Annotated in this window: 22 protein-coding genes and 1 riboswitch; of the genes, 7 read left to right on the top strand and 15 right to left on the bottom strand. The window is 61.9% G+C overall.

Features of this window, described 5'->3' with window-relative positions; genetic code table 11:
- Positions 1 to 9: 9 nt before the first annotated feature.
- On the top strand, positions 10 to 756 hold the full coding sequence (locus ACS5Q8_RS02425) for an RsiV family protein (RefSeq protein ID WP_276196040.1): 747 nt from the start codon (positions 10 to 12) through the stop codon (positions 754 to 756).
- Here ACS5Q8_RS02425 and cytX read toward each other — a convergent pair.
- Both cytX and thiC read right to left on the bottom strand, forming a co-directional pair.
- Positions 725 to 2,014 (bottom strand): putative hydroxymethylpyrimidine transporter CytX, encoded by a 1,290-nt coding sequence (cytX, locus tag ACS5Q8_RS02420; RefSeq protein ID WP_443699815.1) that lies wholly within the window; start codon positions 2,012 to 2,014, stop codon positions 725 to 727. The two genes, ACS5Q8_RS02425 and cytX, sit on opposite strands and share 32 nt — an antisense overlap.
- A 144-nt stretch (positions 2,015 to 2,158) precedes the next feature.
- Positions 2,159 to 4,048 (bottom strand): phosphomethylpyrimidine synthase ThiC, encoded by a 1,890-nt coding sequence (gene thiC / locus ACS5Q8_RS02415; protein ID WP_253393041.1) that lies wholly within the window; start codon positions 4,046 to 4,048, stop codon positions 2,159 to 2,161.
- A 149-nt stretch (positions 4,049 to 4,197) separates the two neighbouring features.
- Positions 4,198 to 4,303, bottom strand: a riboswitch (TPP riboswitch).
- Between the two features lie 196 nt (positions 4,304 to 4,499).
- Here thiC and ACS5Q8_RS02410 point away from each other — a divergent pair.
- Entirely contained in the window at positions 4,500 to 5,939 is a 1,440-nt protein-coding gene (locus ACS5Q8_RS02410; protein ID WP_276196037.1) for a TolC family outer membrane protein, read from the top strand.
- A 161-nt stretch (positions 5,940 to 6,100) separates the two neighbouring features.
- Here the strand turns inward: ACS5Q8_RS02410 and waaA are convergent, their stop codons facing one another.
- The gene (gene waaA / locus ACS5Q8_RS02405) at positions 6,101 to 7,378 is read right to left on the bottom strand and encodes a lipid IV(A) 3-deoxy-D-manno-octulosonic acid transferase (RefSeq protein ID WP_276196035.1); all 1,278 of its coding nucleotides are present in this window, start codon (positions 7,376 to 7,378) and stop codon (positions 6,101 to 6,103) included.
- Positions 7,379 to 7,401: 23 nt separating this feature from the next.
- On the bottom strand, positions 7,402 to 8,292 hold the full coding sequence (locus tag ACS5Q8_RS02400; RefSeq protein WP_426100421.1) for a LysR family transcriptional regulator: 891 nt from the start codon (positions 8,290 to 8,292) through the stop codon (positions 7,402 to 7,404).
- 103 nt (positions 8,293 to 8,395) lie between these two features.
- On the opposite strand from ACS5Q8_RS02400, the gene ACS5Q8_RS02395 reads away from it, so the two are divergent.
- From ACS5Q8_RS02395 to ACS5Q8_RS02380, 4 genes are all read left to right on the top strand, one after another.
- Entirely contained in the window at positions 8,396 to 8,731 is a 336-nt protein-coding gene (locus ACS5Q8_RS02395) for a DMT family transporter (protein WP_247408357.1), read from the top strand.
- Positions 8,732 to 8,816: 85 nt separating this feature from the next.
- On the top strand, positions 8,817 to 9,992 hold the full coding sequence (locus tag ACS5Q8_RS02390) for an NAD(P)/FAD-dependent oxidoreductase (RefSeq protein WP_465159804.1): 1,176 nt from the start codon (positions 8,817 to 8,819) through the stop codon (positions 9,990 to 9,992).
- Complete coding sequence (locus tag ACS5Q8_RS02385) at positions 9,989 to 10,801, top strand: aldo/keto reductase (protein WP_276196032.1); 813 nt, start codon at positions 9,989 to 9,991, stop codon at positions 10,799 to 10,801. The genes ACS5Q8_RS02390 and ACS5Q8_RS02385 overlap by 4 nt, the downstream gene beginning before the upstream one ends.
- 40 nt (positions 10,802 to 10,841) lie before the next feature.
- Entirely contained in the window at positions 10,842 to 11,810 is a 969-nt protein-coding gene (locus ACS5Q8_RS02380) for a metal ABC transporter ATPase (RefSeq protein ID WP_276196030.1), read from the top strand.
- Positions 11,811 to 11,871: 61 nt separating this feature from the next.
- On the opposite strand, the gene ACS5Q8_RS02375 is transcribed toward ACS5Q8_RS02380, so the two are convergent.
- The 4 genes from ACS5Q8_RS02375 to ACS5Q8_RS02360 all read right to left on the bottom strand — a co-directional run bounded on the left by ACS5Q8_RS02375 (position 11,872) and on the right by ACS5Q8_RS02360 (position 17,348).
- Complete coding sequence (locus tag ACS5Q8_RS02375; protein WP_465159803.1) at positions 11,872 to 12,807, bottom strand: NAD-dependent epimerase/dehydratase family protein; 936 nt, start codon at positions 12,805 to 12,807, stop codon at positions 11,872 to 11,874.
- The gene (gene hldE, locus ACS5Q8_RS02370) at positions 12,800 to 14,224 is read right to left on the bottom strand and encodes a bifunctional D-glycero-beta-D-manno-heptose-7-phosphate kinase/D-glycero-beta-D-manno-heptose 1-phosphate adenylyltransferase HldE (protein WP_276196027.1); all 1,425 of its coding nucleotides are present in this window, start codon (positions 14,222 to 14,224) and stop codon (positions 12,800 to 12,802) included. Before hldE ends, ACS5Q8_RS02375 begins: the two co-directional genes overlap by 8 nt.
- Positions 14,225 to 14,351: 127 nt before the next feature.
- Complete coding sequence (gene msbA, locus ACS5Q8_RS02365) at positions 14,352 to 16,160, bottom strand: lipid A export permease/ATP-binding protein MsbA (protein WP_426100423.1); 1,809 nt, start codon at positions 16,158 to 16,160, stop codon at positions 14,352 to 14,354.
- Between the two features lie 9 nt (positions 16,161 to 16,169).
- A complete protein-coding gene (locus tag ACS5Q8_RS02360) occupies positions 16,170 to 17,348 on the bottom strand; it encodes an O-antigen ligase family protein (RefSeq protein ID WP_465159802.1) in 1,179 nt (392 codons plus the stop codon).
- Positions 17,349 to 17,496: 148 nt separating this feature from the next.
- Here ACS5Q8_RS02360 and ACS5Q8_RS02355 point away from each other — a divergent pair, with 148 nt between their 5' ends.
- The gene (locus ACS5Q8_RS02355) at positions 17,497 to 18,063 is read left to right on the top strand and encodes a BUD32 family EKC/KEOPS complex subunit (RefSeq protein ID WP_276196023.1); all 567 of its coding nucleotides are present in this window, start codon (positions 17,497 to 17,499) and stop codon (positions 18,061 to 18,063) included.
- Here the strand turns inward: ACS5Q8_RS02355 and ACS5Q8_RS02350 are convergent.
- The 7 genes from ACS5Q8_RS02350 to ACS5Q8_RS02320 are packed head-to-tail and all read right to left on the bottom strand — an operon-like array spanning position 18,052 to position 26,139.
- Entirely contained in the window at positions 18,052 to 19,137 is a 1,086-nt protein-coding gene (locus ACS5Q8_RS02350; RefSeq protein WP_465159801.1) for a glycosyltransferase, read from the bottom strand. The genes ACS5Q8_RS02355 and ACS5Q8_RS02350 overlap by 12 nt on opposite strands.
- Before the next feature lie 46 nt (positions 19,138 to 19,183).
- Positions 19,184 to 19,945, bottom strand: coding sequence for a glycosyltransferase family 2 protein (locus tag ACS5Q8_RS02345; RefSeq protein ID WP_426100427.1), 762 nt, complete (start codon positions 19,943 to 19,945; stop codon positions 19,184 to 19,186).
- 52 nt (positions 19,946 to 19,997) lie between these two features.
- Positions 19,998 to 20,966: a glycosyltransferase family protein gene (locus ACS5Q8_RS02340; protein ID WP_465159800.1), complete on the bottom strand. Its 969-nt coding sequence runs from the start codon at positions 20,964 to 20,966 to the stop codon at positions 19,998 to 20,000.
- A gap of 11 nt (positions 20,967 to 20,977) precedes the next feature.
- Positions 20,978 to 22,375: a PIG-L deacetylase family protein gene (locus ACS5Q8_RS02335; protein ID WP_465159799.1), complete on the bottom strand. Its 1,398-nt coding sequence runs from the start codon at positions 22,373 to 22,375 to the stop codon at positions 20,978 to 20,980.
- Positions 22,372 to 23,268 (bottom strand): antimicrobial resistance protein Mig-14, encoded by an 897-nt coding sequence (locus ACS5Q8_RS02330; RefSeq protein WP_465159798.1) that lies wholly within the window; start codon positions 23,266 to 23,268, stop codon positions 22,372 to 22,374. The genes ACS5Q8_RS02335 and ACS5Q8_RS02330 overlap by 4 nt, the downstream gene beginning before the upstream one ends.
- The gene (locus ACS5Q8_RS02325; protein WP_276196015.1) at positions 23,268 to 24,398 is read right to left on the bottom strand and encodes a glycosyltransferase; all 1,131 of its coding nucleotides are present in this window, start codon (positions 24,396 to 24,398) and stop codon (positions 23,268 to 23,270) included. Before ACS5Q8_RS02325 ends, ACS5Q8_RS02330 begins: the two co-directional genes overlap by 1 nt.
- Complete coding sequence (locus ACS5Q8_RS02320) at positions 24,382 to 26,139, bottom strand: carbamoyltransferase family protein (RefSeq protein ID WP_276196014.1); 1,758 nt, start codon at positions 26,137 to 26,139, stop codon at positions 24,382 to 24,384. Before ACS5Q8_RS02320 ends, ACS5Q8_RS02325 begins: the two co-directional genes overlap by 17 nt.
- Between the last annotated feature and the right edge of the window lie 112 nt (positions 26,140 to 26,251).

Genomic DNA, 26,251 nt, shown 5'->3' with positions numbered 1-26,251 from the left:
AGACCCTACATGTCGCTTTTAAAAATCGCCTCCGTGGCGTGTATCGCCTTGACCCTCGGCGCCTGCCAGAGCCTGTTCCAACCGAGCTATCGCACCCCGCTGGACGCCACCCGCGACGCCAGCGAGCAAAGCAAGCCGGACTGCACCAACGCCGATTGCCCGCTGGTGAATATCGACACCGTGCATTTTGCCAAGGAGCCCAGGCTCGACGCGCTGATCGAACAACGCCTGCTGGAAATGACCCGCACCCGGTCGAGCGACCCGCTGCCGTCGAGCCTGGCGACCTACCGCGAGCAGTTCCTGAGCACCGCCGCACCACGCAACAGCATGTACTTGCAGGCCAAGGTACGTGAGCAGCATGACGGCTTGGTGATCGTCGAACTGTCCAGCTACCTAGACCAGGGCGCCACCCACGGCGAACCGGGCCGCGCCTTCATCAACTATTCGCGCCAGCAGCAAAAAGCCCTTTCGCTGAGCGACATGCTGCTGCCCGGCAAGGAAGAGGCCTTCTGGAAAGCCGCCCAGGTCGCACACAACAGCTGGCTGATCAGCACCCGCCTGAGCCTGGAGCCGGAATTCGTCAAGAGCTACCCGTTCCAGAAAACCCCGAACGTGGCGCTGACCTCCGGTGGCGTGACCCTCAAGTACCCCACCACCACGATCGCGCCCTATGCCCTGGGCCATGTCGAGCTGCAGATTCCTTACTCGCGCCTGGAAGGCATCATCAAGCCTGAGCTGGTGCCTGCACGCCGTTGAAGGCGCGCCCGAGGATGAACTGCAACAGCCCTGCCAGCACCAGTGCCGGCAGGGTCGCGCCGATATCCGGATACAGGTTGGCCAGCAGGTGGTAGGTGCCGATGCCACCCAGCCAGGCCAGCAGCGCCGTCCAGCGTAGCGTGGCGAGCACGCCCTGGCCGCGGCGGCGCAGGATGAAATGATCGACCAGCACCACGCCAAACAGCGGCGCGAATACCGAGCCGATCAACAGCAGAAAGTTCTGGTACTGCGCCAACGGAGCAAAGCAGGCGATCAGCGTGCAGAGCACACCGATGGCCAAGGCCAGGTGCTCGACTTTCAGGCGCAACAGAATCCCGCTGGACACCGCCGCCGAGTGAATATCAGCAAAGGCGTTTTCCGACTCATCCAACAGGATCAGCAACAACGGAATCCCCAGCCCTGCGCCAGCCAGCGCCAGCAACAGCGCGTTCACTTCACCGCTCGGCGCAAACGCCAGGGTGTAGGCCACACCCAGGCTCATCAGCCAGAAATTACCGATAAAGAAGCCCAGCGCCGTGCCGCCGAACACGCTTTTCGCGCGTTTACCGAAGCGCGAGTAGTCGGCGATCAGCGGCAGCCACGACAGCGGCATGGCGATGGCGATATCAAACCCCACCGCGAAGGGCATCGATCCGTCACCGGGCTGGGCCCACAGTGTGGCGAGGTCGGCCTTGGCGAACAGGTTCCAGGTCAGCCACAGGCAGGCCGCTAGCAGCAGCCAGATGCCCCATTTGCGCAGGATCTGCCTTACGAACGTCAGTGGGCCACTGACCGCCAGCAGGGTCGCCAAGCCACCGAAAAATAGGGTCCACAGCAGCGGGCTGGCAAACAGGCTGCCGTCGCTGAACGCCCGCGCGCCCAACAGGCTGGCGGCATCGCGCATGACGATGAGTTCAAACGCGCCCCAGCCGATCAGCTGCAGCAGGTTCAATAATGCCGGCAGGCTCGCGCCTTTGGCGCCGAGGCTGAGCTTGAGCGCGGCCATGGCGGACAAGCCGGTGTCGCTGCCGATCACACCGACGGCGGCGAGCAACAGCACGCCGACCAGGGTGCCGAGGAAAATCGCCAGCAACCCACCGGCCAGGCCCAGGCCCGGTGCGAGTAGCGCGCCGGTTTGCAGGACCATCAGGCCGATGCCGAGGGAGAACCACAGGGAGAAGAGGTCGCGGGCGCCGAAGACGCGTTTGTCAGTCGGCACTGCGATGTCGGGGGAATAGGTGCTGGGTTGAATGCTCAAGGATGGAATCTCTGAGGGGCATTTGTTGTTTGAAAGATTGTTATCGGGGGCAAGCCCCCTCCCACATTTTGAATGGTGAACACGTTCAAGTGTGGGAGGGGGCTTGCCCCCGATAAGGCCATTAAAAGCGCCTACAACCTCGGATCAGACCTTCTTGTAGAGCTGGCTGCCTTCCTGCTTGAACCGCTCCGCCTGTTCGGCCAAGCCCTTGGCCACTTCCACATCTACCGCATCGATGCGCTGGTTGGCCGCGTATTCACGCACTTCCTGGGTGATTTTCATCGAGCAGAACTTCGGCCCGCACATCGAACAGAAATGCGCGACCTTGGCCGAGTCCTTCGGCAGGGTTTCGTCGTGATACGAGCGTGCAGTGTCCGGGTCGAGGCCGAGGTTGAACTGGTCTTCCCAACGGAACTCGAAGCGCGCCTTGCTCAGCGCGTTATCGCGGATCTGCGCGCCGGGATGCCCTTTCGCGAGATCGGCTGCATGCGCGGCGATCTTGTAGGTGATGATCCCGGTCTTCACGTCATCCTTGTTGGGCAAGCCCAGGTGTTCCTTGGGCGTGACGTAGCAGAGCATGGCGCAACCGAACCAGCCGATCATCGCCGCACCGATGCCGGAGGTGATGTGGTCGTAACCCGGCGCGATGTCGGTGGTCAGCGGGCCGAGGGTGTAGAACGGCGCCTCGTCGCAGCATTCGAGCTGCTTGTCCATGTTCTCCTTGATCAGTTGCATCGGCACGTGGCCGGGGCCTTCGATCATGGTTTGCACGTCGTGCTTCCAGGCGGTCTTGGTCAGCTCGCCGAGGGTTTCCAGCTCGCCGAATTGCGCGGCGTCGTTGGCGTCGGCAATCGAACCTGGGCGCAGGCCGTCGCCGAGGGAGAAGCTGACGTCATAGGCCTTCATGATTTCGCAGATTTCGTCGAAATGCGTGTAGGTGAAGTTCTCTTTGTGGTGCGCCAGGCACCACTTGGCCATGATCGAACCGCCACGCGAGACGATGCCGGTGACGCGCTTGGCGGTCAGCGGCACGTAGCGCAGCAGGACGCCGGCGTGGATGGTGAAGTAGTCAACGCCCTGCTCGGCCTGTTCGATCAGGGTGTCGCGGAACAGCTCCCAGGTCAGGTCTTCAGCGGCGCCGCCGACTTTTTCCAGGGCCTGATAGATCGGCACCGTGCCGATCGGCACCGGCGAATTGCGGATGATCCATTCGCGGGTTTCGTGGATGTGCTTGCCGGTGGACAGGTCCATCACCGTGTCCGACCCCCAGCGAATGCCCCAGGTCAGTTTCGCCACTTCTTCTTCGATGGACGAACCCAGGGCGCTGTTGCCGATGTTGCCGTTGATCTTCACCAGGAAGTTACGGCCGATGATCATCGGTTCCAGTTCGGTGTGGTTGATGTTGGCCGGGATGATCGCGCGGCCACGGGCGATTTCTTCGCGCACGAATTCCGGGGTGATGATCTTCGGCACGCTGGCGCCGAAGCTGTAGCCGGCGTGTTGCTGATCGAGCAGGCCGCTGGCGCGGGCTTCTTCGAGCTTCATGTTTTCGCGGATGGCGACGTATTCCATCTCAGCGGTGATGATGCCTTTGCGCGCGTAGTGCATCTGGGTGACGTTGGCACCGGCCTTGGCACGGCGCGGGTTCTTCACATGGGCAAAGCGCAGCGCGGTCAGTTCGGCATCCGTGAGGCGCTGCTGGCCGAAGTGCGAGCTCAGGCCGGACAGGCGTTCGGTGTCGCCACGCGACTCGATCCACGGCGAGCGCACATCGCCCAGGCCCTTGCGCACGTCGATGATGACGTTGGGGTCGGTGTAGGGGCCGGAGGTGTCGTAGACCACCACGGGGGCGTTGATCTCGCCGCCGAAATCGGTGGGGGTCACATCAAGGCTGATTTCGCGCATCGGCACAAGGATGTCCGGGCGGGTGCCTTGCACGTAGATTTTTTGCGAGCGGGTAAAGGGTTGCACGGAGCCGGAGTCGACCTTGGCCGATTCACTCAAATGCACGGTATTTTTTGGTGTTGTACTCATCACGGGCTCTCCAACTATCCAGGCGGTGGATTTTTGTCGGAGCGAACCTGTGACGGATGGACGCACTGAAAACAGTGCTGTGCTCGGTACGCGAGAGCTGTTCGATGGTCGAACGTTCATCCCGGACGAAGCACAAGAGGACTCGCCGGGTGACGAGAAATCTTGTTCCCTACGCAGGCGCTAACCTGATCAGGTTCAACGGGATCCGGTATTTACCGATCTCAGCCTTCCAACAAGGCACCCCGACAAGAACGCGGCCAGTCTAGACCAGGGTGGGGGCAAATTGCCAATAGCGGAGCAAACAGCGTGATGAATGGCGCAATTGCAGGATTGTTGTGCCGTGTAACCGCCACTACACTCGGGGACTGCCCCAATGCTTGACGCCAGGAATGGCCAGCCGTAGCGTTGGGCGATAAATTATTACCGTAATATTCACACTAGGGATCAATTCATGCTGCGCAAACTCTCACTGGCGCTTGCCGTGTCTTGTGCGACCAACGGAATGGTCTGGGCAGCTGAAGCGCCCTTGTCCGCCAGAACCGACCTGGTCAGCGTTTACCAGGAAGCGGCGAACAACAACGCCGACCTGGCCGCCGCCCGCGCCCAATACGACGCGCAAAAAGAAGTCGTGCCCCAGGCCCGCGCAGGCTTGCTGCCCAACCTGTCGGCCGGTGCCGATATCAACAATTCGCGCACCCAGATCGACACCCCGGCCGCCACTGCCAACCGCGATGCGCATTCCTGGCGCGCGACCTTGAGCCAACCCTTGTTCCGTGCCGATCGCTGGTTCCAGCTGCAAGCCGCCGAAGCCGTCAACGAACAGGCTGCGCTGCAACTTTCGGCCACCGAACAGAACCTGATCCTGCAAAGCGCCGAGAACTACTTCGCCGTGCTGCGTGCCCAGGACAACCTGGCTTCTACCAAGGCCGAAGAAAACGCCTTCAAGCACCAACTGGACCAGTCCAACGAGCGCTTCGATGTGGGCCTGTCGGACAAGACCGACGTGCTGCAATCGCAGGCCAGCTACGACACCGCGCGAGCCAACCGGATCGTCGCGCAACGTCAGGTGGATGACGCCTTCGAAGCACTGATCACGCTGACCAACCGCCAATACAACTCGATCCAGGGCATTGTGCATACGCTCCCGGTGCTGCCGCCGCTGCCGAACGACGCCAAGGCCTGGGTCGAAACCGCCGGCCGCCAGAACCTGAACCTGCTCGCCAGCAACTACGCGGTCACCGCTGCCGAGGAAACCCTCAAGCAGCGCAAGGCTGGGCATGCGCCGACTCTGGACGCCGTGGCGCAGTACGAAAAAGGCGATAACGACGCCCTGGGCTTCAGCAACCCGAATGCCTTCGGCACGCCTTACGGCGGCGATGTCTCGCAACGCACCATCGGCCTGCGCCTGAATATCCCGCTGTACAGCGGCGGCCTGACCAGCTCGCAAGTGCGCGAATCGTATTCGCGCCTGGGCCAGACCGAGCAGCAACGCGAAGGCCTGCGCCGCCAGGTGGTGGAAAACACGCGCAACCTGCACCGCGCGGTCAACACCGACGTAGAGCAGGTCCAGGCACGCCGCCAGTCGATCATCTCGAACCAGAGCGCGGTGGAAGCCACGGAAATCGGTTATCAGGTGGGTACGCGTAATATCGTCGACGTGCTCGACGCCCAGCGCCAGCTCTATGCGTCGGTGCGCAACTACAACAATAGCCGCTACGACTACATCCTCGACAGCCTGCGCTTGAAGCAGGCAGCGGGCACGTTGAACCCAGGAGATCTGCAGGACCTGGAGCGCTATCTCAAGGCCGACTACAACCCGGACCGCGACTTCCTGCCGCCGGACCTGGCCAAGGCCGCCTCCGAGCAGTTGAAGGCCCGACCTGGCTACTAATGTGAGAGGGGGCTTGCCCCCGATAGGGCGTGTCAGGTGCACCAATGTTGACTGACACACCACAGAACCGATGTGGGAGGGGGCTTGCTCCCGATGGCGGCGTGTCAGTTGACATGACTTCATCTGGCACACCGCTATCGGGGGCACGCCCCCTTCCACATTTAGTGCGTTATCAGCCTATCCAGGCCATCCAGTAAACGGGTTAGCGCGCCCTGGTTGGCCTGCATCACCTTAAGCCCCGCCTGCGCCATCCGCTGGGCATCCTGCGGCAGCTCGAACAACTGCCGCACGGCCTCGGCCAAGCCTTCGGCGTCATCCACCTCACGCAACGCCCCGGCGTCGCGCAGCATCGCGCTGATTTCGAGGAAGTTGAACCGGTGCGGCCCCATGATCACCGGCTTGCCCAACGCCGCCGGTTCCAGCGGGTTATGCCCGCCAGTCGCCACCAGGCTGCCACCGACAAACGCGCTGTCGGCCAAGGCATACAGAAACAGCAACTCGCCCATGGTGTCACCGAGTAATACGTTGGTGTGCGCGGTGACCGGCTCGCCACTGGAGCGGCGCACCGTGGTGAACCCTTGTTGCCCGCACAGCTCAAACATCGGGCCGAAGCGTTCCTGATGGCGCGGCACCAGAATCAGCAGCGCATTGGGGTAGCTGGCGAGCAATTGGCGATGGGCCGCGAGCACCACCGCATCTTCGCCCTCGTGGGTGCTGGCGGCGATCCACACCGGGCGCTCGCTGGCACCCCACTGCTCGCGCAACGCGGCCGCGCGCGCCAGTAGCTCGGGGTCGATGGTCAGGTCGAACTTGATCGAGCCGGTCACTTGCACCGTGTCCGGCCGCGCGCCCAGGCTGCGAAAACGCTCGGCCTCGGTCTCAGTCTGCACAGCAAACAGGCTCATTTCTGCCAGCATCGGCCCTGTCAGCTTGGCGAAACGTGCATAGCCCTTGGCCGAACGCGCCGACAACCGCGCATTGGCCAGCGCCACCGGAATCCCGCGTTGCGCGCAGGCGTGGATGTGGTTGGGCCACAGCTCGGTCTCCATGATCACGGCCAGTTTCGGCTGTACACGGTCGAGAAAACGCTTGGCCGCGCAGGGCACGTCATAGGGCAAGTAGCAATGCTGGACGCGCGGTTCATTCGCGAACAACGCCTGGATACGCTCGGAGCCGGTCGGCGTCATGCACGTGACGGTCATCGGCAGCTCTGGATAACGCTCCAGCAGGGCACGGATCATCGGCGCGGCGGCGATGCTTTCGCCCACCGACACGGCGTGCACCCAGATCCCGCCCGGTTGCATCAGCGGCAAGCCGTAAGAGAACCGCTCGCCCACGCGTTTGGCATAGGCTGGCGCCTTGCGCGCACGCAGCCACAGACGTAAAGCCACCAACGGCAGCGCCAGGTAAAACAGACAGCTGTAGAGAGTTCTATTCATGGCGGCGGAGTTTATCGGCTTTTTCAGTCGATCGCCTGCAAGCACTCGGCAAAACGCTCGGCGAGAAAGCGCGCGGCGGGGCCCAAGGGTTCATCGCGGCGCCATACCAGCTCAACAACTAGGGCCGGCGGGGTCCATTCGCTGTCGAGTTCGACCATCTGGTTCTGATAGGCCGGGTATTGCACGACATGCCGGGGCAACCAGGCCCAACCCAGGCCACGGATAAGCCATTCGGCCAGCACGTAGAAGCTGTCGGCGCGCCACACCTGCGGGCTGGCAGCCTCGCTGCCGGGGTAGACGCTGGTCTGGGTCGACATCAGCAACTGGCGATATTGCGCCAACCCCTGGCAGTCCACGGTTTTCTGCGCCGCCAGCGGATGGTTGCGCCCGCACACCGTGACCATTTCCACACTGCCGACGACCCGACGCTCCAGCGCTTCGGGGATTTGATCGTGATAGAACAACATGCCCAGATCGGCCCTGCGCTCCACCAGCTTGCGTGCGACATCGCCTTGGGCCGCGCTGGAAAGCTGCACTTCAAGGTTGGGAAATCGACCGGCCAGGGCGTCAAGGCTATCGAGGACCGGCTGATAAAGCATCGCCTCATCCTGGGCCAGCCGCAGGCAGGCTTCTTCGCCGCGCACCAACGACATCGCGCGGCCATTGAGGCGTTCGCACTGGCGCAGCACTTCCCTGGCCTCTTCGAGCAGCACCGTACCAGCCTCGGTCAAGCGGGGCTGACGGCCACTGCTACGCTCGAACAGGCTGACGCCCAGGTCCGCTTCGAGCAAGGCGATGCCGTTGCTGACCGCCGACTGGGCCTTGCGCTGCTGACGCGCCACGGCCGAAAACGAGCGCTGCTCGGCGACGCTGACGAACAGGCGCATCTGCTCCAGGTTCCACTGCACACTCATGGCGTGACCCATCTTTAATTCGGATAGGTAATGACTTTACCCCATCTGGCGACGCGCTAAAATGCCGACCTTATCCAGCGCGCTCTACACCGAGGACTGCCCCATGACTCCTGCTTACTATTACCTCGCCATCGCCATCTGCTCGGAAGTGATCGCCACCGTTTCCATGAAAGCCATCAAGGGCTTGAGCACACCGATCCCGCTGCTGCTGGTGATCGTCGGCTACGGCGTGGCGTTCTGGATGCTGACCCTGGTGGTGCGCACCGTGCCGGTGGGTGTGGCCTACGCGGTGTGGGCCGGGATGGGCATTGTGATGGTCAGCATTGCGGCGCTGTTTATCTATGGGCAAAAGCTCGATCTACCGGCGATGCTCGGGATGGGATTGATCGTGCTGGGCGTGGTGGTGATTCAGTTGTTCTCGAAAACCGCCGGGCACTGACAGCCCTCCTAATATTGATCCCGGGCAAAGATCGATCCATTGAGCCTGTATACTTGGCACCTTGATTTGAACACTGAGGTTGCCCATGCCATCCGTTATTTCCACCGACGTTCTGATTGTCGGCGCCGGGGTTGCCGGCCTCTGGCTGAATGCGCGCCTGCGCCGCCAGGGGTTTTCCACGGTGCTGGTGGAGAACGCCACCCTGGGTGGCGGGCAAAGCGTGAAGTCCCAGGGGATCATTCACGGCGGTGCGAAATACGCGCTACACGGCGCCCTCACCGGGGCCTCCGAAGCGATTGCCGATATGCCGCGGCGCTGGCGCGAGGCCCTGGCCGGTAACGGCGAGCTGGACCTGACTGGCGTGCGCCTGCTCTCCGAAGCCCATTACTTGTGGTCCCCCGGCACACTCGCGGGCAATCTCACCAGCTTCTTCGCCAGCAAGGCCGTGCGCGGCCGTGTCGATCAGGTCAAAGGCGACGACCTGCCGCCGGCCCTGCAAGACCGTCGCTTCAAGGGCAAGGTCTATCGCCTGGCGGAATTGGTCATCGATGTACCCAGCCTGATCGAACGCCTGGCGCACCTGGCCGGCGACGGTTTGCTCGCCGGGCAGCACATCGAACCGCTGCGGGAAAACGACACACTGGTCGGCTTGAAAGTCGACGGTCGCGAGATCCGCGCCCAGCGCATCATCTTGAGCGCCGGCGGCGGCACTGCCGACCTGCTCGCCGCCCTGGGCCTGAGCCAGCCGGCCATGCAAATACGCCCGCTGCACATGATCATCGCCAAAGGTCCGGGCTTGAAGCCGCTGTACGCCCACTGCCTGGGCGGCGGCACCAAACCGCGTATCACCGTGACCACGCACCCGGCCGCCGATGGCAACTGGGTGTGGTACATGGGCGGTGATATCGCCGAGGCCGATGGTGTAGCGCGCACGCCTGAAGAACAAATCGCCACGGCCCAGAAAGAGCTGGCGCATCTGCTGCCGTGGATCGACATGAGTCACACCGAATGGGCCACCCTGCGCGTCGACCGTGCCGAGCCGCTGCAGTCGGGCCTGACGCGCCCCGACAACGCCTTCCTCGCCGAACAGGGCCGCCTGCTCGTAGGCTGGCCGACCAAACTGGCCCTGGCGCCGGACTTCGCCGACCGGGTGATCCACGCCCTCGAACGCGACGGCATCCAACCCGGGCCTGCCACTCCGCTGCCCGAGTTGCCCAAACCGGCCATCGGCCAACCGGCCTGGGAGCAACTGTTGCCATGAGCCTGCCCACCCTGCACGACCTGCACCGCCCGCTGGGCAGTACCGGCCTGCTGGTGTCGCCGCTGGGCCTGGGCACCGTCAAGCTCGGTCGCGACCAGGGGGTCAAATACCCTAGCGGTTTCCAGATTCCCGATGATGACGAAGCGCGCCTGCTGCTGCGCCAGGCCCGTCAGTTGGGCATCAACCTGATCGATACCGCGCCGGCCTATGGCCGTAGCGAAGAACGCCTGGGGCCGCTGTTGCGTGGACAGCGCAAAGAATGGGTGATTGTCAGCAAGGTCGGCGAAGAGTTCGACAATGGCGTGTCCCGTCACGATTTCAGCGCGGCGCATACCCGGCTGTCGATCGAACGCAGCTTGAAACGCTTGGAAACCGACTTCATCGACCTGGTGCTGGTGCATTCCGACGGCAACGACCTGCACATCCTCAACGATTGCGAGGTTTACCAGACCCTGGCGGACTTGAAACAAGAGGGCAAAATTCGCGGTTTCGGCTTCTCCGGTAAAACCGTCGAAGGCGGCGTGAAGGCTCTGGAACAGGGTGATTGCGCGATGGTCACCTACAACTTGAACGAACAGGCCGAGAAAGCCGTCATTGATTATGCGGCCGCCCATGGCAAAGGCATCCTGGTAAAAAAAGCCCTCGCCAGCGGCCATGTGTGCCTGGAGCCGGGAATGGACCCCATACGTGCCAGTTTCATGTTGTTGTTTGCGCAAACGGGCGTCGCCAGTGCTATTGTCGGGACCATTAATCCGCTACACCTGGCTCACAACGTGGCGACCGCTGCCCAGGTCATTCGTCAACTATGATGCCGCCGACGCGGCCGCCCCGACGTTAGAAGGAGCCGACATGTCGCGAACGCTCATAAGAAAAAACCCCAGCAACTTCAAGACTCTGCCACTGCACGTTGAAGCCACCCCCGAAGGCCTGAGCTACCAGAGCGTGGGCATGCCGCTCAACTTTGCCCAGACCCTGCAACGGCGCAAGCCGGTAGACGTGGCAGACCCTGAGCGTTTCGCCCTCGAACTGGCCAACCTCGGCGTGTCGGTACGCCTGACCCTGCATTGGCAAAACAAGGATTACTGGGTGCTGGTACGCCAACGCCGCCAGGACCGTGGCGACGTAGTGCTCAAGCTGATTTCCGGCTACGTCCCCGCCCATGAACTGAACCTGCCGCTGCACACCGCCATCCAGGAAATTGCCGAAGAGTGCCTGCTGGAGACGCCCGAAGGCTGGCTCAGCGGGCGCTTCAACGACACCTGGCTACCGGCGCCGTACTCCACCGCGCTGCATTACCGCGAAGCCCTGCCGTTTCGCTTGAGCCCCTTGTCCGGCGCAGCCCGCCCGGTGCGCTGCGCGACCACGCAACTGATAGAGCGTCCACGGGCCTACGTCCACTTGCCCACAGCGTCACTGCAGTTGATTTATGACTTGCGCCTGGAAGTGCCCAAGGAAGCCAAGTCCCTGAGCCTGTTCCATGTGGATGAGCGACTCGAAGGCGATCAACTGGTCGCACGCCTGGACCGCCAGCGCCCGGACCTGTACCTGATGCCATTGAAGGACGGCCAACCCCTCGCCGAGCTGTACACCGTCAAGAAAGATCAGCTCTACCCGGCCAGCACGCGGGGTTTGTACCTGGCGGAGAGCTTCGCCCAGCAGGAAGGCTGGGTGGTGCGCGACGAGCGGATTCGTTGGAAGGATTGGCTCAGGCAGCAAGGCCTGGCAGCCCCGGAAAAAGAGTCGAAACTCAAGCGCCTGACCGGCAAGGCGCGGCAGATGTTGCGTAAGATCGTGCCGAAGAAAAACGCCAACAGCTAAAGACCGACACCAAAAACTGTAGGAGCGAGCTTGCTCGCGCCTACAGATACAGGGCAAACGATCAAGCCTTGAGCAAACGTTCCAGCCCCACTTTCAACGGTGTGGGCTCGGGCAGTTTGAAACTGGCCAGCAACCGTTGATTATTCGCCCGCGAGTGGCGGATATCCCCCGACCGCGCCGGCCCGTAGGTCACGGCAGGCAGCGCGCCCACCGCTTCTTCCAACGCCTGCAGCACCTGCTTGAGGGTGGTGGTGCGGTTCCAACCGACGTTGATCGCCCCCAAAGGCGCGTCGGCGGCTTCGATGGCCTGCACCAACACGTCCACCAGGTCTTCCACATACATAAAGTCGCGGGTTTGCTCGCCATCGCCGAACACGGTAATCGGCAAGCCTTGCTGGGCACGTTCGCTGAAGATGCTGATCACGCCGGAATACGGCGACGACGGGTCCTGGCGCGGCCCGAAGATATTGAAGAAGCGGAAAATCACCGGCTCCAGGCCATGCTGGCGACGGTAGAAATCCAAGTAATGCTCACCGGCCAACTTGTCGGAGGCATAGGGCGTCAATGGCGCCTTGGCGGTCTCTTCGTCGATCGAAGCGCCTTCGCCGTTGTTGCCATACACCGCGGCGCTGGAAGCAAACACCACGCGTTTGACCCCGGCCTTGCGCATGGCTTCGCAGACATTCAAGGTGCCGACGAAATTGCTCTGGTGCGTGCTGACCGGATCATCCACCGACGCCTGCACCGAAGCCACCGCTGCCAGGTGCACCACCGCCGTCATGCCGATGGCGGCACGCGCCACCTGATCGGCGTCGGCCACATCGCCTTCCAGCAGTTCGACACGAGGATTGTCCAGCGGCAGGTTGCTGCGCTTGCCGGTGGACAGGTTATCCAGCACCCGCACCGCGTAGCCCTTGGCAAGCAATGCATCGACCAGGTGCGAGCCGATGAAGCCAGCACCGCCGGTGATCAGGACGCGCTTCTTGGCTTCACTCATTGTTGCGGATCTTCTCGACAATAGCGGTGGTCGAACTGTTCTCGACCAACCCCAGCACTTTGACCTTGCCGCCGTAGGCGCTGACGATGTCGGCCCCTACCACCTGATCGACGGAATAGTCGCCGCCCTTGACCAGTACGTCGGGCTTGACCTGGGCCAGGAGGTTTTCCGGGGTCGCTTCCGGGAAGCTGATCACCCAGTCCACCGCGCCCAGGCCAGCCAGGACTGCCATGCGTCGATCGACACTGTTGATCGGACGACCCGGGCCCTTGAGGCGGCTGACCGACGCATCGTCGTTGACCGCGACGATCAGGCGATCGCCTTGGGCGCGCGCCTGCTCCAGGTAAGTCACGTGGCCGGCGTGCAGGATGTCGAAGCAGCCGTTGGTGAACACAATGCTTTCGTGGTGGGCCCGCGCATCGTCAATCGCCAGCAGCAATTGCTCAAGACTCAACACGCCACGCTCCGAGCCTTCGGAACGCTGGATCGCACGACGCAGTTCGGGCGCGCTGATCGCGGCGGTGCCGAGCTTGCCGACTACGATGCCCGCCGCCAGGTTGGCCAGGGCCACAGCGTGGGGCAACTCCTCCCCGGCCGCGATGGAGGCAGCCAGGGTGGAAATCACGGTGTCGCCGGCGCCGGTGACATCAAATACTTCACGGGCCCGCGCCGGCAGGTGCATCGCCGCGTGGCCTGGGCGCAGCAAGGTCATGCCGTGCTCGCCGCGGGTCACCAGCAAGGCACCCAGGTCGAGGTCGGCCATCAGCGCCGCGCCCTTGGTCACCAGCTCGTGCTCATCGGCGCAACCGCCGACGATGGCTTCGAACTCGCTGAGGTTCGGCGTGATCAGGCTGGCGCCGCGATAGATCGAAAAGTCCTTGCCCTTGGGGTCGGCCAGCACCGGGATATTGCGAGCCTTGGCGGCCTGGATCAGCATCTGGTGGTTCTTCAGGGCGCCTTTGCCGTAGTCGGACAACACCAGCACCTTGATGCCTTCGAGCAACTCATCGACCTGCGCACTGAGGGCCAGGGCGTCGGTGGCGAAGGGCTCTTCGAAATCGATACGCAGCAGTTGCTGGTGACGGCTCATGACCCGCAGCTTGACGATAGTCGGCTGATGGGCAATGCGCTGGAACAACGCGCGCACGCCAGCACCGCGCAAGCTGTTGGCCAGGCTGTCGGCGGCTTCGTCGTCGCCGGTCACGCCCACCAGGGAAGCTGGGGCGCCGAGGGCGGCAATATTGAGGGCAACGTTGGCAGCGCCACCTGGACGGTCTTCGATTTGCTCGACCTTGACTACCGGTACCGGCGCCTCAGGGGAAATCCGTGAGGTTCCGCCATGCCAGTAACGGTCGAGCATGACATCGCCGACCACCAAGACAGGGGCTTGATCGAATCGCGGCATGGACAACTTCATGGAGCAACCCACATACAAAATGAACAGGGGCGCGATATTAGCACAGGGTTACAAGAGGCTTGTGGGGGTGTGACAGAAGATGTTGCAGGAACCTGGGTGAGGCGGATTGCCCGCCTCACCCGGCTTGTCAGGTGATATCCGCCGACACGGGTGCATCCAGGCCCATGGAATGCAGGCGGGCGTAATAGCCGTTCAGTGCGAGCAATTGGGCGTGGGTGCCGCGCTCGACAATACGACCGTCGTCCATCACCAGGATCAGGTCAGCCTTCTCGATGGTGGACAGGCGGTGCGCAATCACCAGGGTCGTGCGGCCTTGCATGACCTTGTCCAGCGCCGCCTGAATGTGGCGCTCGGACTCGGTGTCGAGGGCGGAGGTGGCCTCGTCGAGAATCAGCAGCGGCGCATTCTTGAGCAAGGCGCGGGCAATTGCCAGCCGCTGGCGTTGACCGCCGGACAGCAGCACGCCGTTTTCGCCGACCTGGGTGTCGAAGCCTTTAGGCAACTGGTCGATGAAGTCCTTGGCGTAGGCATCCATCGCGGCAGCTTCGATGTCGGCCCGTGGCGCGCCGGCCAGGTCGCCGTAGGCGATGTTGTTGGTCACGGTGTCGCTGAACAGGGTCACGTGCTGGGTCACCTGGGCGACGTGCTTGCGCAGGTTGAGCAGTTTGTAGTCTTCGATCTCGACACCATCGAGCAGGATTTCACCGTGTTCATGGTGGTAGAAACGCGGAATCAGGCTGGCCAGGGTCGACTTGCCGCTGCCCGAGCGTCCCACCAGAGCAATCATCTGCCCAGGCTCAGCGGTAAAGCTGATGTCCTTGAGCACATGGCGTTCGGTGCCGGGGTAGGTGAAGTTGAGGTTACGCACTTCCAGGCGGCCACTGACCTTGTCGCGTTCGATTGTGCCTTTGTCGACTTCAGGCTCTTCGTCCAGTTGCTCGAAAATGCTTTCGGCGCCCGCCACACCCTTCTGGATGGTCGAACTGACTTCCGACAGTTGGCGGATCGGCTTGGGCAGCAGACCGGCAGCGGTAATATACGCCACCAGATCACCCGCCGTGGCCTCACCGCGCAGCAGCAGCACCAGGAACATCAGTGCGGCCATGGCGGTGTAGATCACCAGTTGCAACATCGGGGTGTAGACCGCACCGGTCTTGTTCATGCGCAGTTGTTTATCGGTGTTGCCTTGGCTCGCGGCGGCAAAGCGACGCTGCTCATAGCTTTCGCCACCGAAGCTGCGCACCACACGATAGCCCTGGATGGTCTCGGAGGCCACATGGGTCACGTCCCCCATCGCCACCTGGATTTTCTTGCTCTGCTTGCGAAATTTCTTGCTGGTGCTGCCGACCATCAGCGCAATCATCGGCAGGATCGCCAGCATTACCAGGGTCAGCTTCCAGTTCATCCACAGCAGGTAACCGAACAGAAACACCACCGTCAGACCTTCGCGGATCACGACCTTGATCGCATCCGTGGCCGCCCCGGTGACCATGGTGACGTTAAAGGTGATGCGCGAAATCAGGTGCCCGGAGTTATGGGTATCGAAATAGCGGTTGGGCAGCACCAGCAGCTTGTTGAACAGTTGAACCCGCAGGTCGTGCACCAGTCCCAGGGAAACCTTGGCCAGGTAATAGTTACCCAGGAAAGACCCCAGGCCCTGCCACGCGGCGATCAGGATGATCAGCAGCGGCACGGCCATCAGCAACTTCAGGTCCTTGAACAACGGAATATTGGGCAGGAACACCACATCGGGATTGCTCAGGCCATCCACGAAATACTTGAGTATCCCGGCGAGCATGGGCTGGGTGGACGCAAAGATCACGAAGCCCACGATACTCAGCACGAACATGCCGATATACGGTTTCACATAGCCCAGCAGCCTGAAATAGATTTTCAGGCTGGATTCCTGGTCCGCTTTGGGCGGTGCGTCACTCATGTGTCGAGCTCACTGATTGGATAAGACACGAACTTTATCACAAGCGTCGGGTTTGGCCCGAGCCCAGACCAAGACACTGGCCAGCGCAATCGGCAACCACGAGATGAACCACTCGGCCCGTGGCGTACCCGTGAGGCTTGCAGCATCGAACTGCATGGCCAGGAACGAGAACACCCACATGCCTATGATGCCCTTGCCATAGAGAGTGTCGCGGGCCTTCCAGGCTTGCCACAACACACCGAACCACAGCCCGCACCACAGCAGCAGCCCCGGCAGGCCCAATTCGATGGCCACGTGGGTGAACAGGTTGTGGGCGTGGTCGAAGTAGAGATTATCGGCAAAGACTTTGTAATCACCGCCCAAGCCCAGGCCGGCCCACGGATGCTCGGCGATCATCTGCAAGGCGGCCATAAATATCTGTGGCCGGTAGGAGACACCACGGGCCAGCATCAACGATTGCATGGCAAAGAACACCGCCAGCGCGGCCACGACCGCGACGACGGCAATCACTGCGGAACGACGGTCACGGCACCAGGCGGGCATGGCCACGACCGTCAGCAGCAGTGCCAGTGCGGCCCCGCGGCTTTGGCTGAGCACCACGAACAGACCGAGCAGCGCGATGGACAAGACCCACGCCACTTGCATCCAGCGACCATGCGGCAACCAGTGCAATAGCCAGACTGCCGCCAGGCCAATCACGTAGGCGCCAAGAATCGGATGATCCAATTGCCCCAACCCGCTGAGACGGGCGTTCCAATCATTATGCTCAAGACCATAAAACTTGATGATTGCCAGCAGCGACGACAAGGCGAGCCCGAAACCACCCCACTGCATCACGCGAATGACCTGCTCGGTACGGCCACAGGCGAATACCGGAAAAAACAGCAGGAACACGCCGATATACAGCATACGCTTGGCTTCGCGCGAAGGATCTTCGGCATTGGTCCACGTCAGGCTGACTGCACCCCAGACGGCGAGCGCTGCGACCATCAGGCACATCCAGCGCTGTTCGCGCCAGACCTCCTTGAGACGCTCACGCGCCGACCAGGCAAAGACCATGGCCGGCAACCAGAGAAACAGGGTCAACCCTTGTTGATAAATCTTGTTGGTCGGCGCGAAGGCAATCGCTAGCAAAAACCAAAGCAACCCAAAAAACATCCATCCCTGCGCCCAACGACTTGCCTGCATCACCCGCTCCTGAATACGTTCAACCCGCCACCCGGCATGGTTAAAACCTGAAATTTTCGGCATTATTACCGACCACTGTGCCCCGCGACTCCCACAAGGCTTTCCAACAATGCAATGTTCAAGGCTTGCCCAAGTCGATTTAACCGCGATGATTGAAGGCGCCAGAGTCCTAGAGAAGGACAGCTACGGCCCGAAAGTCTACCTGCTGGCCGACGGGAATATCCTTAAACTGTTTCGTCGCAAACGTCTGTTTTCGTCCGCGCTGTTTCGCCCGTATTCCAAACGGTTCATCGACAACGTGGCGCAACTGCAGCAACGCGGCATTCCGACCTTGACCGTTCTTGCATTCTTTCAACTGGCAGCGCCCGGCATGACCGCCGTGCTGTATCGACCGTTGCCGGGGGAAACCCTGCGTCAGATTTCCAACAAGGAAGGCTTTGACTGGCAATCGAACCTCGACCCGCTGGTGGCACTCATCCGTCGATTGCATGCTGCGGGCATCTACTTCCGCTCATTGCACCTGGGCAATATTGTCGTGACGCCAGACAACGAAATGGGGCTGATCGACGTGGCCGACATGCGCTTTCTGCGCGCCCCCCTTAGCCCGGAACTCGCACGACGCAACTTGCAGCACTTCGCGCGTTATATTGCACGCGAGAAGCTGAACGATCGCTTTCCAATGCCCGCACTGGAGCAAGCACTGCTAGCGGCATGAAAACAGGCGCTGGGAGGTTTCACTGAAGTCTTTCCAGGCTTGCTCCGGCGCCAGCGCCCGCGACTGAGCCGCGAGCACCTCCCGCGCGGACGTGGCAAATGCATGGGCCATCAGATGGCCCCAGGCCTGCACATCGCCCGATGGGGCGTACCAGCCCGCATCCGCCAGCTGTTCGCGGAACACCGCCAAGTCACTGGTCAGCACCGGCACACCGGCCATCACCGCTTCCTGCAGGATCAACCCCAAACCTTCTTGCGTCGACGGAACGGCCACCCAGTCAAAGGCCCGGTAAAGCGTCGCCGCGTCCGACAGATGACCAGACAGTGACACCTTGCCCTGCAAGCCGAGCTGCTCGATACGCGCCTCAAGGGCAGACCTCGCCTGCCCCTCGCCGACGATCACCAGGCGCGCATCAGGCCAATCTGGCGACACGCCGGCGAATGCCTCCAGCAAACAACCAAATCCCTTGTCATCGACCAGCCGACCGACCGCACCCAGCACCGGCGCAGCGTCCAACGGCAGTCCCAGGCGCATCCGGGCCTGCTCCCGAGAAAGCGCGGCAGCACAAAAAGCGACAGGGTCGAAAGCGCTGCGCAGCACCGCCACAGGCCGTTGCAGGTAACACTCAAGCGAGTCAGCCAGCGTTTGCGACACCGCCGCCAGCGTCAACTGCGCCGCCGGGAACTGCCCGAACAGCGCCTGGTCGGCCCGACGCAAGCGCGTGGCACCATGAAATAAAACCACGGCCCGCACCTGCGGCAAGCGCTTGAGCATCGGCAACATCACCCGGGCGACGCCCACGCCGTCGAGCAGTACGACCTCCAAGCCGTCGGGCAGCGCCTTTTGAAAACGCGCCCGCAACCTCGGCATCAGCAGCTTCCACAGGTGCTTGCCCTTGAGCTGGGCCGAGGAGAGTTTCCACTCCAGCGCCGGCTCGCCCGCCGCTGCACTGCCCTGAAGCAGCCAGGTGTCGCCCGGCGCAAGGCCGACGACGTGGGACAGTATCTGTTGATGAACCTTCTGCACCGAGGCGTAAGCAGTTCCACCGGCCCACATGATGTTGAGGATACTCATCGAAAAAATGACCTTATGCGGCGTTGTGGTGGCTTGTCATACGTAACTAACGGATCAACCAGCCGATACCAACACCCAGTATCAGCATGGCTACCAGCTTGATCCGCTCTCGACGCTTGCGCCGAGCCTTGTTCAAGCGTTCTTCTGCTGTCGCCACATGCAGGCCGAAGCCGGTATGCAGGACCGCATCGCCTTCCAGGGTCACAGCGCCCAGATTCAACTGCGCGTACCGCCTGGAAAGCCCCTTTTCACCCTCGAACCCTGCATAGGGTGCGCACAACCGGTACTCCTTGATCCGCCGCAGGCCCGGGTTCAGCGAGAAGCCCTGCCACTCTGGCTTGTCGGACAACAAGGGATAACAAGGCACACCGCCGATCACTTCGCGCGGCCCCAGATGGATGTAGGGACTGTGCACCTGCAAGTCGTACACGTAGTTGCGCAACCAGACTTGAAGAATGTCGGGACGTAGCTCCAGCACCACCTTGGAATCCTCGACAAAACCGGGTCGATAAAACGCCCAGTCATCTTCGCAGTGGAATATGTAGGGGGTATTGACCGACTCGTAAGCCAAATCAATGGATGCTAGTTGCCCAAGTTTCGGGCGGTTGATCAAGAATTTGCAATGACTGCGCCAGTGCTCAGGAATCGCCAGGCGTACGGCCTCATCGCCGGAGTCTTCGGTAATAAAGACTTCGCGTATATCGGCGGTATTGAACAGATCGAAGGACTCAAGCGTACGCTTCAACAAATCGAAGCGACCGCAACTGGTCACCACGAGCGTTATGTTGCTTTGATCGGAGAATTGCATGCCTGCCTCGATGATACCATAAAGCCACTATTTTAGGCCAGGTTGGCCGCCATCAAACGCCCATCGTCAAACGTAACCGCTCCAGTAAACTCAAGGGCGCCCGGGGCCGCAGGGGTGGCTGGAGTGCATCGACAATGCGCTGGCCGATACGGGCAAAGCTGAACTGGCTGACAGCCAGGTCTTGCCCGTTACGTGCGATGTCTGCCGCCAACTGCGGGTCGGAGCGCAACACCGACAGCTTTTCCTGCAACTGCGGGATGTCTTTGTAGAACACCACATTGACCATGTCCTTGAAGCCAAGGGCCTGGTTTTCGGCGGCACCTTGATCGAACGCCAGCAACACGCAGCCGCAGGCCATGGCCTCGAAGTTCTTGATCATGTACTCGCCCATGCCCACATCGGCACTGACGAAAAAACGGATACGGTTGAGGGTCGCGCAGTATTCCTCGCCGGACTTGGTACGTGTCACCACCAAAGGTTCAACCTGTGCCAACTGATCAAGCAACGCTTTGCGACCACTGTAAGCCACGCTGTTGGTGCTGCCGACAAACGCCAGCTCGATGTCGCGCTCGCGCCGTTCTTCGACTGGCGGTGCCTGCAACAGCGCCTGGTCGTAGCCCTTGGGCACAAATACCGCGTCAAAGCCTTCCGCGCGCAGGCGCTCGGTGACCATATAGCCGGAGCTGATAACCCGTGCCCATGGCAAACGGCGGTAGTGCGCGCTGAACTTGCCAGTGTACTTGCAGGGAATGTAGTTCTGGTAAGCATCGTGCTCGAGGATCACCAGATTAGGGATCGAACGAATGAACCCGGCCTGGCGGATTTCCTGTTTGAAACGCAGGAAGAAGACAATGCGGTCATAGCGGATCACGTCGACTTCACGGCGGAAGTAGGCCCGCAGGTTGCGCTGCTCGTCGCTGCTCAACCAGCGCGTATCGCACTCGCAGTGCGCGGCCACGCCTTCGTAGAGACGATCCAGAATGGCGCGCTGTTCTTTCTGCACCAGAAACAAAACTTTCATGACTTTCCCTTTCACAAATGCCAGAACAACTCATGCCGTCGTACGGCCTTGCGGAAAAACTCGTTCTCACCATAGGGCGACGGCGCACGACCCGCCAATACACGCTGCAGCCAGCGTCGGACACGGCGCTTGAGCGGCGGCGTGGGCTGCAGGTCATGCATCATGCCCAGCGCCATGGCCTTGTCGCGCTGTTGGGCCAGCGAAAGCGGCAGGCTGCAGGGCCGCAGCGCCAGCGTGTCGTCGAACAGCGGCGGCAAGGCAATCCCGGCGCCCGCGTCACCCATGGGCCAGCGGTCGTTGTCGTGCAGGTGGTTGGCATAACCCAACACAGTCGTGGGTTGCCACGCCAGCCCTTGCAGGGCCTCGATCACCGCTTGCTGCGCGCAGACATGGTCCGGGTGCGGGTCGAGCACCGGGTGGGGCAACACGATCACCTCGGGACGTGCGGTCAGCAGCAATTGGCGCAGGTCCGCCAGCAGGTTGTTCCAGGTCGGCAGGCCGTCATGGTCCGCCGGCAACGGGAAAGAGTTGAATTGGCGAAACAAGCGGATATCCGACAGATCCGCCTCGCGCGAAGCGATGGGCTGATCCGGCGCGGCGCGCATCGCCGACAATTGCAGGCAGAAATAACCCAATTGCACGCAATGCTCCTGCGGCACGCCAGCCCAACGCGGCACGGCGATGCTGTCCCAGGCGCGCAGACGTCCTTTGATCCGCGCAGCTTCGACCGAGTCCAGGCCCATCTTCTGATAGTGCTCGGCTTCGATTTCGCCCGCAGTGAGGGTCACGATCCAGGGCTTCTCGGCCTGACTGTAAAGACCGAAAGCCGCCAATTCGGCATCGTCGGCATGGGGCGCGATGACCATCACCCGTTGCTCCGAATAATCTGGAGTGGCCCAGGCCCACAGCCGTGGTGCGCCCTGCAGGCTGCAAAAACGCCCGTGCAGGCGCAGTTCGCCTGCCATCAGGGCCGGGGCCAGGCCGCTGAGGTTGAGGTAACGGACGCCATTCACGCCGCGCTCGAATGTCTGCCGGTCGCTGCTGTCTGCACCGAGGACGTCAATGGCCGGGTCCAGGAAGCGCCCCAGCCAGCCGCTCTTGACCTTGACGGCCAACACCAACGTCGCATCGGCTTCCAGGGGCGAATCAACCCGCAGTCGCCCGCCCTCGAAGCGAACATCAGTGCGCTGCGCGTCCGCCGAAAAACGGTATTGATAATCTTCGCGTGGCTCATAGAACAGGTGATCAGCAAACCAGGCTTCATGGGCTGCCCAGGCCAGCACGCCGAGTACAAACGGCAGCCACCAGGCAACACAGATACCGATCAACACCAGCAGCACCAAGCCGATCAATACGCCGATGCGCTTGTTGCGCCGGTGGCGCTTGAGCAATTGCTGTTTGCGACTCATACGGTCAGCACCGGCACAGGGTTGCACCAACGGTCCTTGTACTCCCGGTCGCCGCGCCCGAAGGAAAACCGCAGCGGCTTACCGACTTCACGTGCCTGCTCCCAGGCGCTCTGGGTGTTGAGGAAACTCAGCACGCTGCCCGGGCTGAACGCACGGGTTTGGGGATCGACGCCGCCGTTGACGTATTCCACGCTGATCCACTCAGGCGACTCGACCCGATACACCAGTTGGACCGCAATCGGCGCATCATTAAGGAAAATCACCGAGCCGATCAGCCACTCGCGCAGCAGCTCAATCACCTCGGCCATGTGCTCGGCACCCGTAGCGACAAAACCCCAGCGCCGCAGGAACAAATCGCAGTAGATCGCCGCCAGTTCCTGGCTGGAAAACTCACTCACCGGCCGCACCACGCCACCGGCCTCTTCCAGCAGGCGCAGTTCGCGGCGCTGGTTGTAGCGGAATTTCTTCGACAGTTCTTCCGGGGTACGGGCCATGGCCAGTTGCTCGGCCTGGGGCTTGAGGCCGCTGAAGCGGCCTTCGTTCAGGGTCGACAGGTAACGGGCGCGGTGCCGCAAGGGCGCCTGGGCGTCAGGTGCGGCGGGCAGGATCAACTCGGCATTGCCCAGGTCGAACAGGCCCTTCTTGCCCCGTCGTTTGAGCACATCCTTGGACAACGCCAGGTCCCGCCCCCAGGTGGCGATGCATGCCTTGAGTGCGCCCTCTTGCTCCCAGGCCAGGTAACGCACCGGGATGTCGGCCAGCCCCGCCAAGCGCTCGATCACCTGGGGATGGGTGGCGACACTGCCGCCAAAACGCTGCCAAGCCTCGTTGTAGAAAGGCGCGTCAACGACGGACCAGCCCCGTTCGCGCCAGCCTTGAAATCGATTGAGCATCAAGCCCCCGCGGTCAGTTCAATAACGTGCGGCAATTGCCAGAAGGTATCGCGTACCGCCTGATCCGAGAAGCGCGTGCGCAGGCGCTCCAGCATCATCTCGGCGCACTGCAGTTGCTGGTGGTGATCCATCGCCGCCAGATGCTGCAGACCCTGGGCAAGATGTTCGGCATCGCCGAAGGGAAACAGGATACCGACACCTTCGACCACTTCCTTCGCCCCGCCGCAGGCCGTGGCCAGCAAGGGCACGCCGGCCGCCATGGCTTCCAGCAGCACCATGCCGAAAGGCTCATGGTCGGAGCTCAGGGCAAACACATCAAAGGCCCGGAAATACCGGCGAGCCTCAGGCACCTGGCCGAGGAACAGCACCTTGTCGGCGATGTTCAGCTCATGCGCCAGGTGCTTGAGGTCTTGCTCCAGGCGCCCGCTGCCGAGGATCGCCAGGCGGCTTTCGGCCGGCAAGTGCGGCAGCGCCAGGGCAAAGCCCTTGAGCAGCGTGGCCTGGTCTTTGTCCGGATGCAGGCGACCGACATTGCCGACCACCCATTCGCCCGGCGACAACCCTAGCGCAGCGCGCGCCTCGTGCACGGGCACCTGGCTGGCCTGCATGGCCTCGACGTCGATACGGTTATACAAGGTCTGGATACGTGCCGTCGGCCACGCTAGCAGGCAGCGGCGCATGTCGTCACGCACCGCGTCAGACACCCCCAGCAGGCTCAGGCGCTTGCGGAAAATCCCGGCAAACAGCTTGCGACTGCGGCGCTGGTAGTCACCGAAGGCGTGATGCACGCCAATCACTGGCAGCCGCGTGCCGAGCAACGCGATATAGATCGGCTTGAAACGGTGGGCAATGCAGAAACTGAAGTTGCGCGACGCGGCGATCTTGCGCAGCTTGCCGATGGCGCCCAGCTTCAGGCCACGAATGGCCTTGGAGCTGAATTCCATGAACAACACTTCATCAGATGCGCAACCAGCGGCCACTTCGGGATCGGCGACCCCGGTGAGAAACACCGTGGTCACCTTGTAGCCGGTGCCTGCAAACAAACTAGCGTACTGCCGGGCGCAGTCCAGGAACGGCCCGTCATAGCCGTGGCAGAACTGCAGAATGTGGCGGTCAGCCGATCGCGTCATAAGGGTCCACGCCGTCCTTGACCACCAGGATGTCTTCCATGATCAGGTACTGCAGATCGGAACCGAAGAACATGTTCAGCGCGTCGGTCGGCGAGCAAATCATCGCTTCGCCACGACGGTTGAGCGAGGTGTTCAGGGACACGCCGTTACCGGTCAGCACTTCCAGCTCTTTCATCATGTCGTAGTAGCGCGGGTTGTATTCGCGCTTGAGCACCTGGGCGCGGGACGTGCCATCTTCATGGACCACCTCCGGTACGCGGGCCTTCCACTCTTCCGACACTTCAAAGGTGAAGGTCATGAACGGCGCCGGGTGATCGACCTTGATCATCAGCGGGGCCACGGTGTCGAGCATCGAGGGGCAGAAAGGCCTCCAGCGCTCGCGGAACTTGATCTGATGGTTGATGCGGTCAGCCACGCCGGTGGCGCTCGGGCAACCGATGATCGAACGACCGCCCAAAGCACGCGGGCCAAACTCCATGCGGCCCTGGAACCAGGCCACCGGGTTGCCGTCGACCATGATCTTGGCGATGCGTTTAGGCATGCTGTCGATCTTGCGCCAGTTCGGCTTGCTCGGGTGCTTGGCGCAGGCGGCGATCACGTCTTCGTTGCTGTAGGACGGGCCGAGATAGACGTGCTCCATCTTCTCCACCGGCACACCACGGGCGTGGGACACGTAAGCGGCTGCGCCCACGGCGGTGCCGGCATCGCCGGACGCCGGCTGCACGAACAGCTCCTTCACGTCGTCACGGGCAATGATCTTCTGGTTCAGCTTGACGTTCAGCGCACAGCCGCCAGCGAAGGCCAGCTTGCCGGTTTCCTTGAGGACGTCGCCCAGATAGTAGTCGATCATCTGCAGGGACAGCTTCTCGAACAGCGCCTGCATGCTCGCCGCGTAGTGGATGTAAGGCTCATCGGCGATGTCGCCTTCGCGCTTGGGACCCAGCCACTCGATCAGCTTCGGCGAGAAGTAGAAACCCTTGCCCTTCTCTTTGTAGCGACGCAGGCCGATGACGTTGGCATAGTCGGTGTTGATCACCAGCTCGCCGTTTTCAAAGGAGGCCAGGCGCGAGAAATCGTACTTGCTGGCATCGCCATAAGGCGCCATGCCCATGACCTTGAACTCGCCGTCGAGCATCTCGAAACCGAGGAACTCGGTGACCGCGCCGTACAGGCCGCCGAGGGAGTCCGGATCGTAGAATTCCTTGATCTTGTGGATCTTGCCGTTTTCGCCGTAGCCAAAGAACGTGGTGGCGTACTCACCCTTGCCGTCGATCCCCAGGATCGCGGTTTTCTCCTTGAAACCGGAGCAGTGGTAGGCACTGGAGGCGTGGGCCAAGTGGTGTTCAACCGGCTCGATCTTGATTTTCTTCGGATCGAAGCCCAGTTGCTCCAGGCACCAGACGATCTTGTTGCGGTAGCGCTTGTAGCGACGGTTGCCCATCAGGATCGCGTCAAGGGCGCGGTCCGGGGCGTACCAGTAACGCTTGGCATAGTGCCAACGCGCTTCACCGAACAGGCTGATCGGTGCGAACGGGATCGCGACCACATCAACGTCGGAAGGCTTGATACCGGCCTGTTCCAGGCAGAACTTTGCTGATTCGTAGGGCATGCGGTGCTTTGCATGCTTGTCGCGAACGAAGCGTTCTTCCTCGGCGGCCGCAATCAGCTTGCCGTCGATATACAGGGCTGCGGAAGGATCATGGCTAAGGGCGCCGGACAGGCCAAGAATCGTCAATGCCACAGGGGTCTAGCCTCTTTTAGTCTGCATGCAGGCGCGCTGCGCCTGAAAAAAGTGTGCTTCCCGTCTGGGCAGGAAACAGCTAAAGGGCGGGATTATAGCTTAAAAGCAGGGG

Source organism: Pseudomonas sp. PAMC25584 (genome assembly GCF_058135675.1).
The sequence above is the reverse complement of the archived record's forward strand: the minus strand, read 5'-3'. Positions and strand labels throughout refer to the sequence as shown.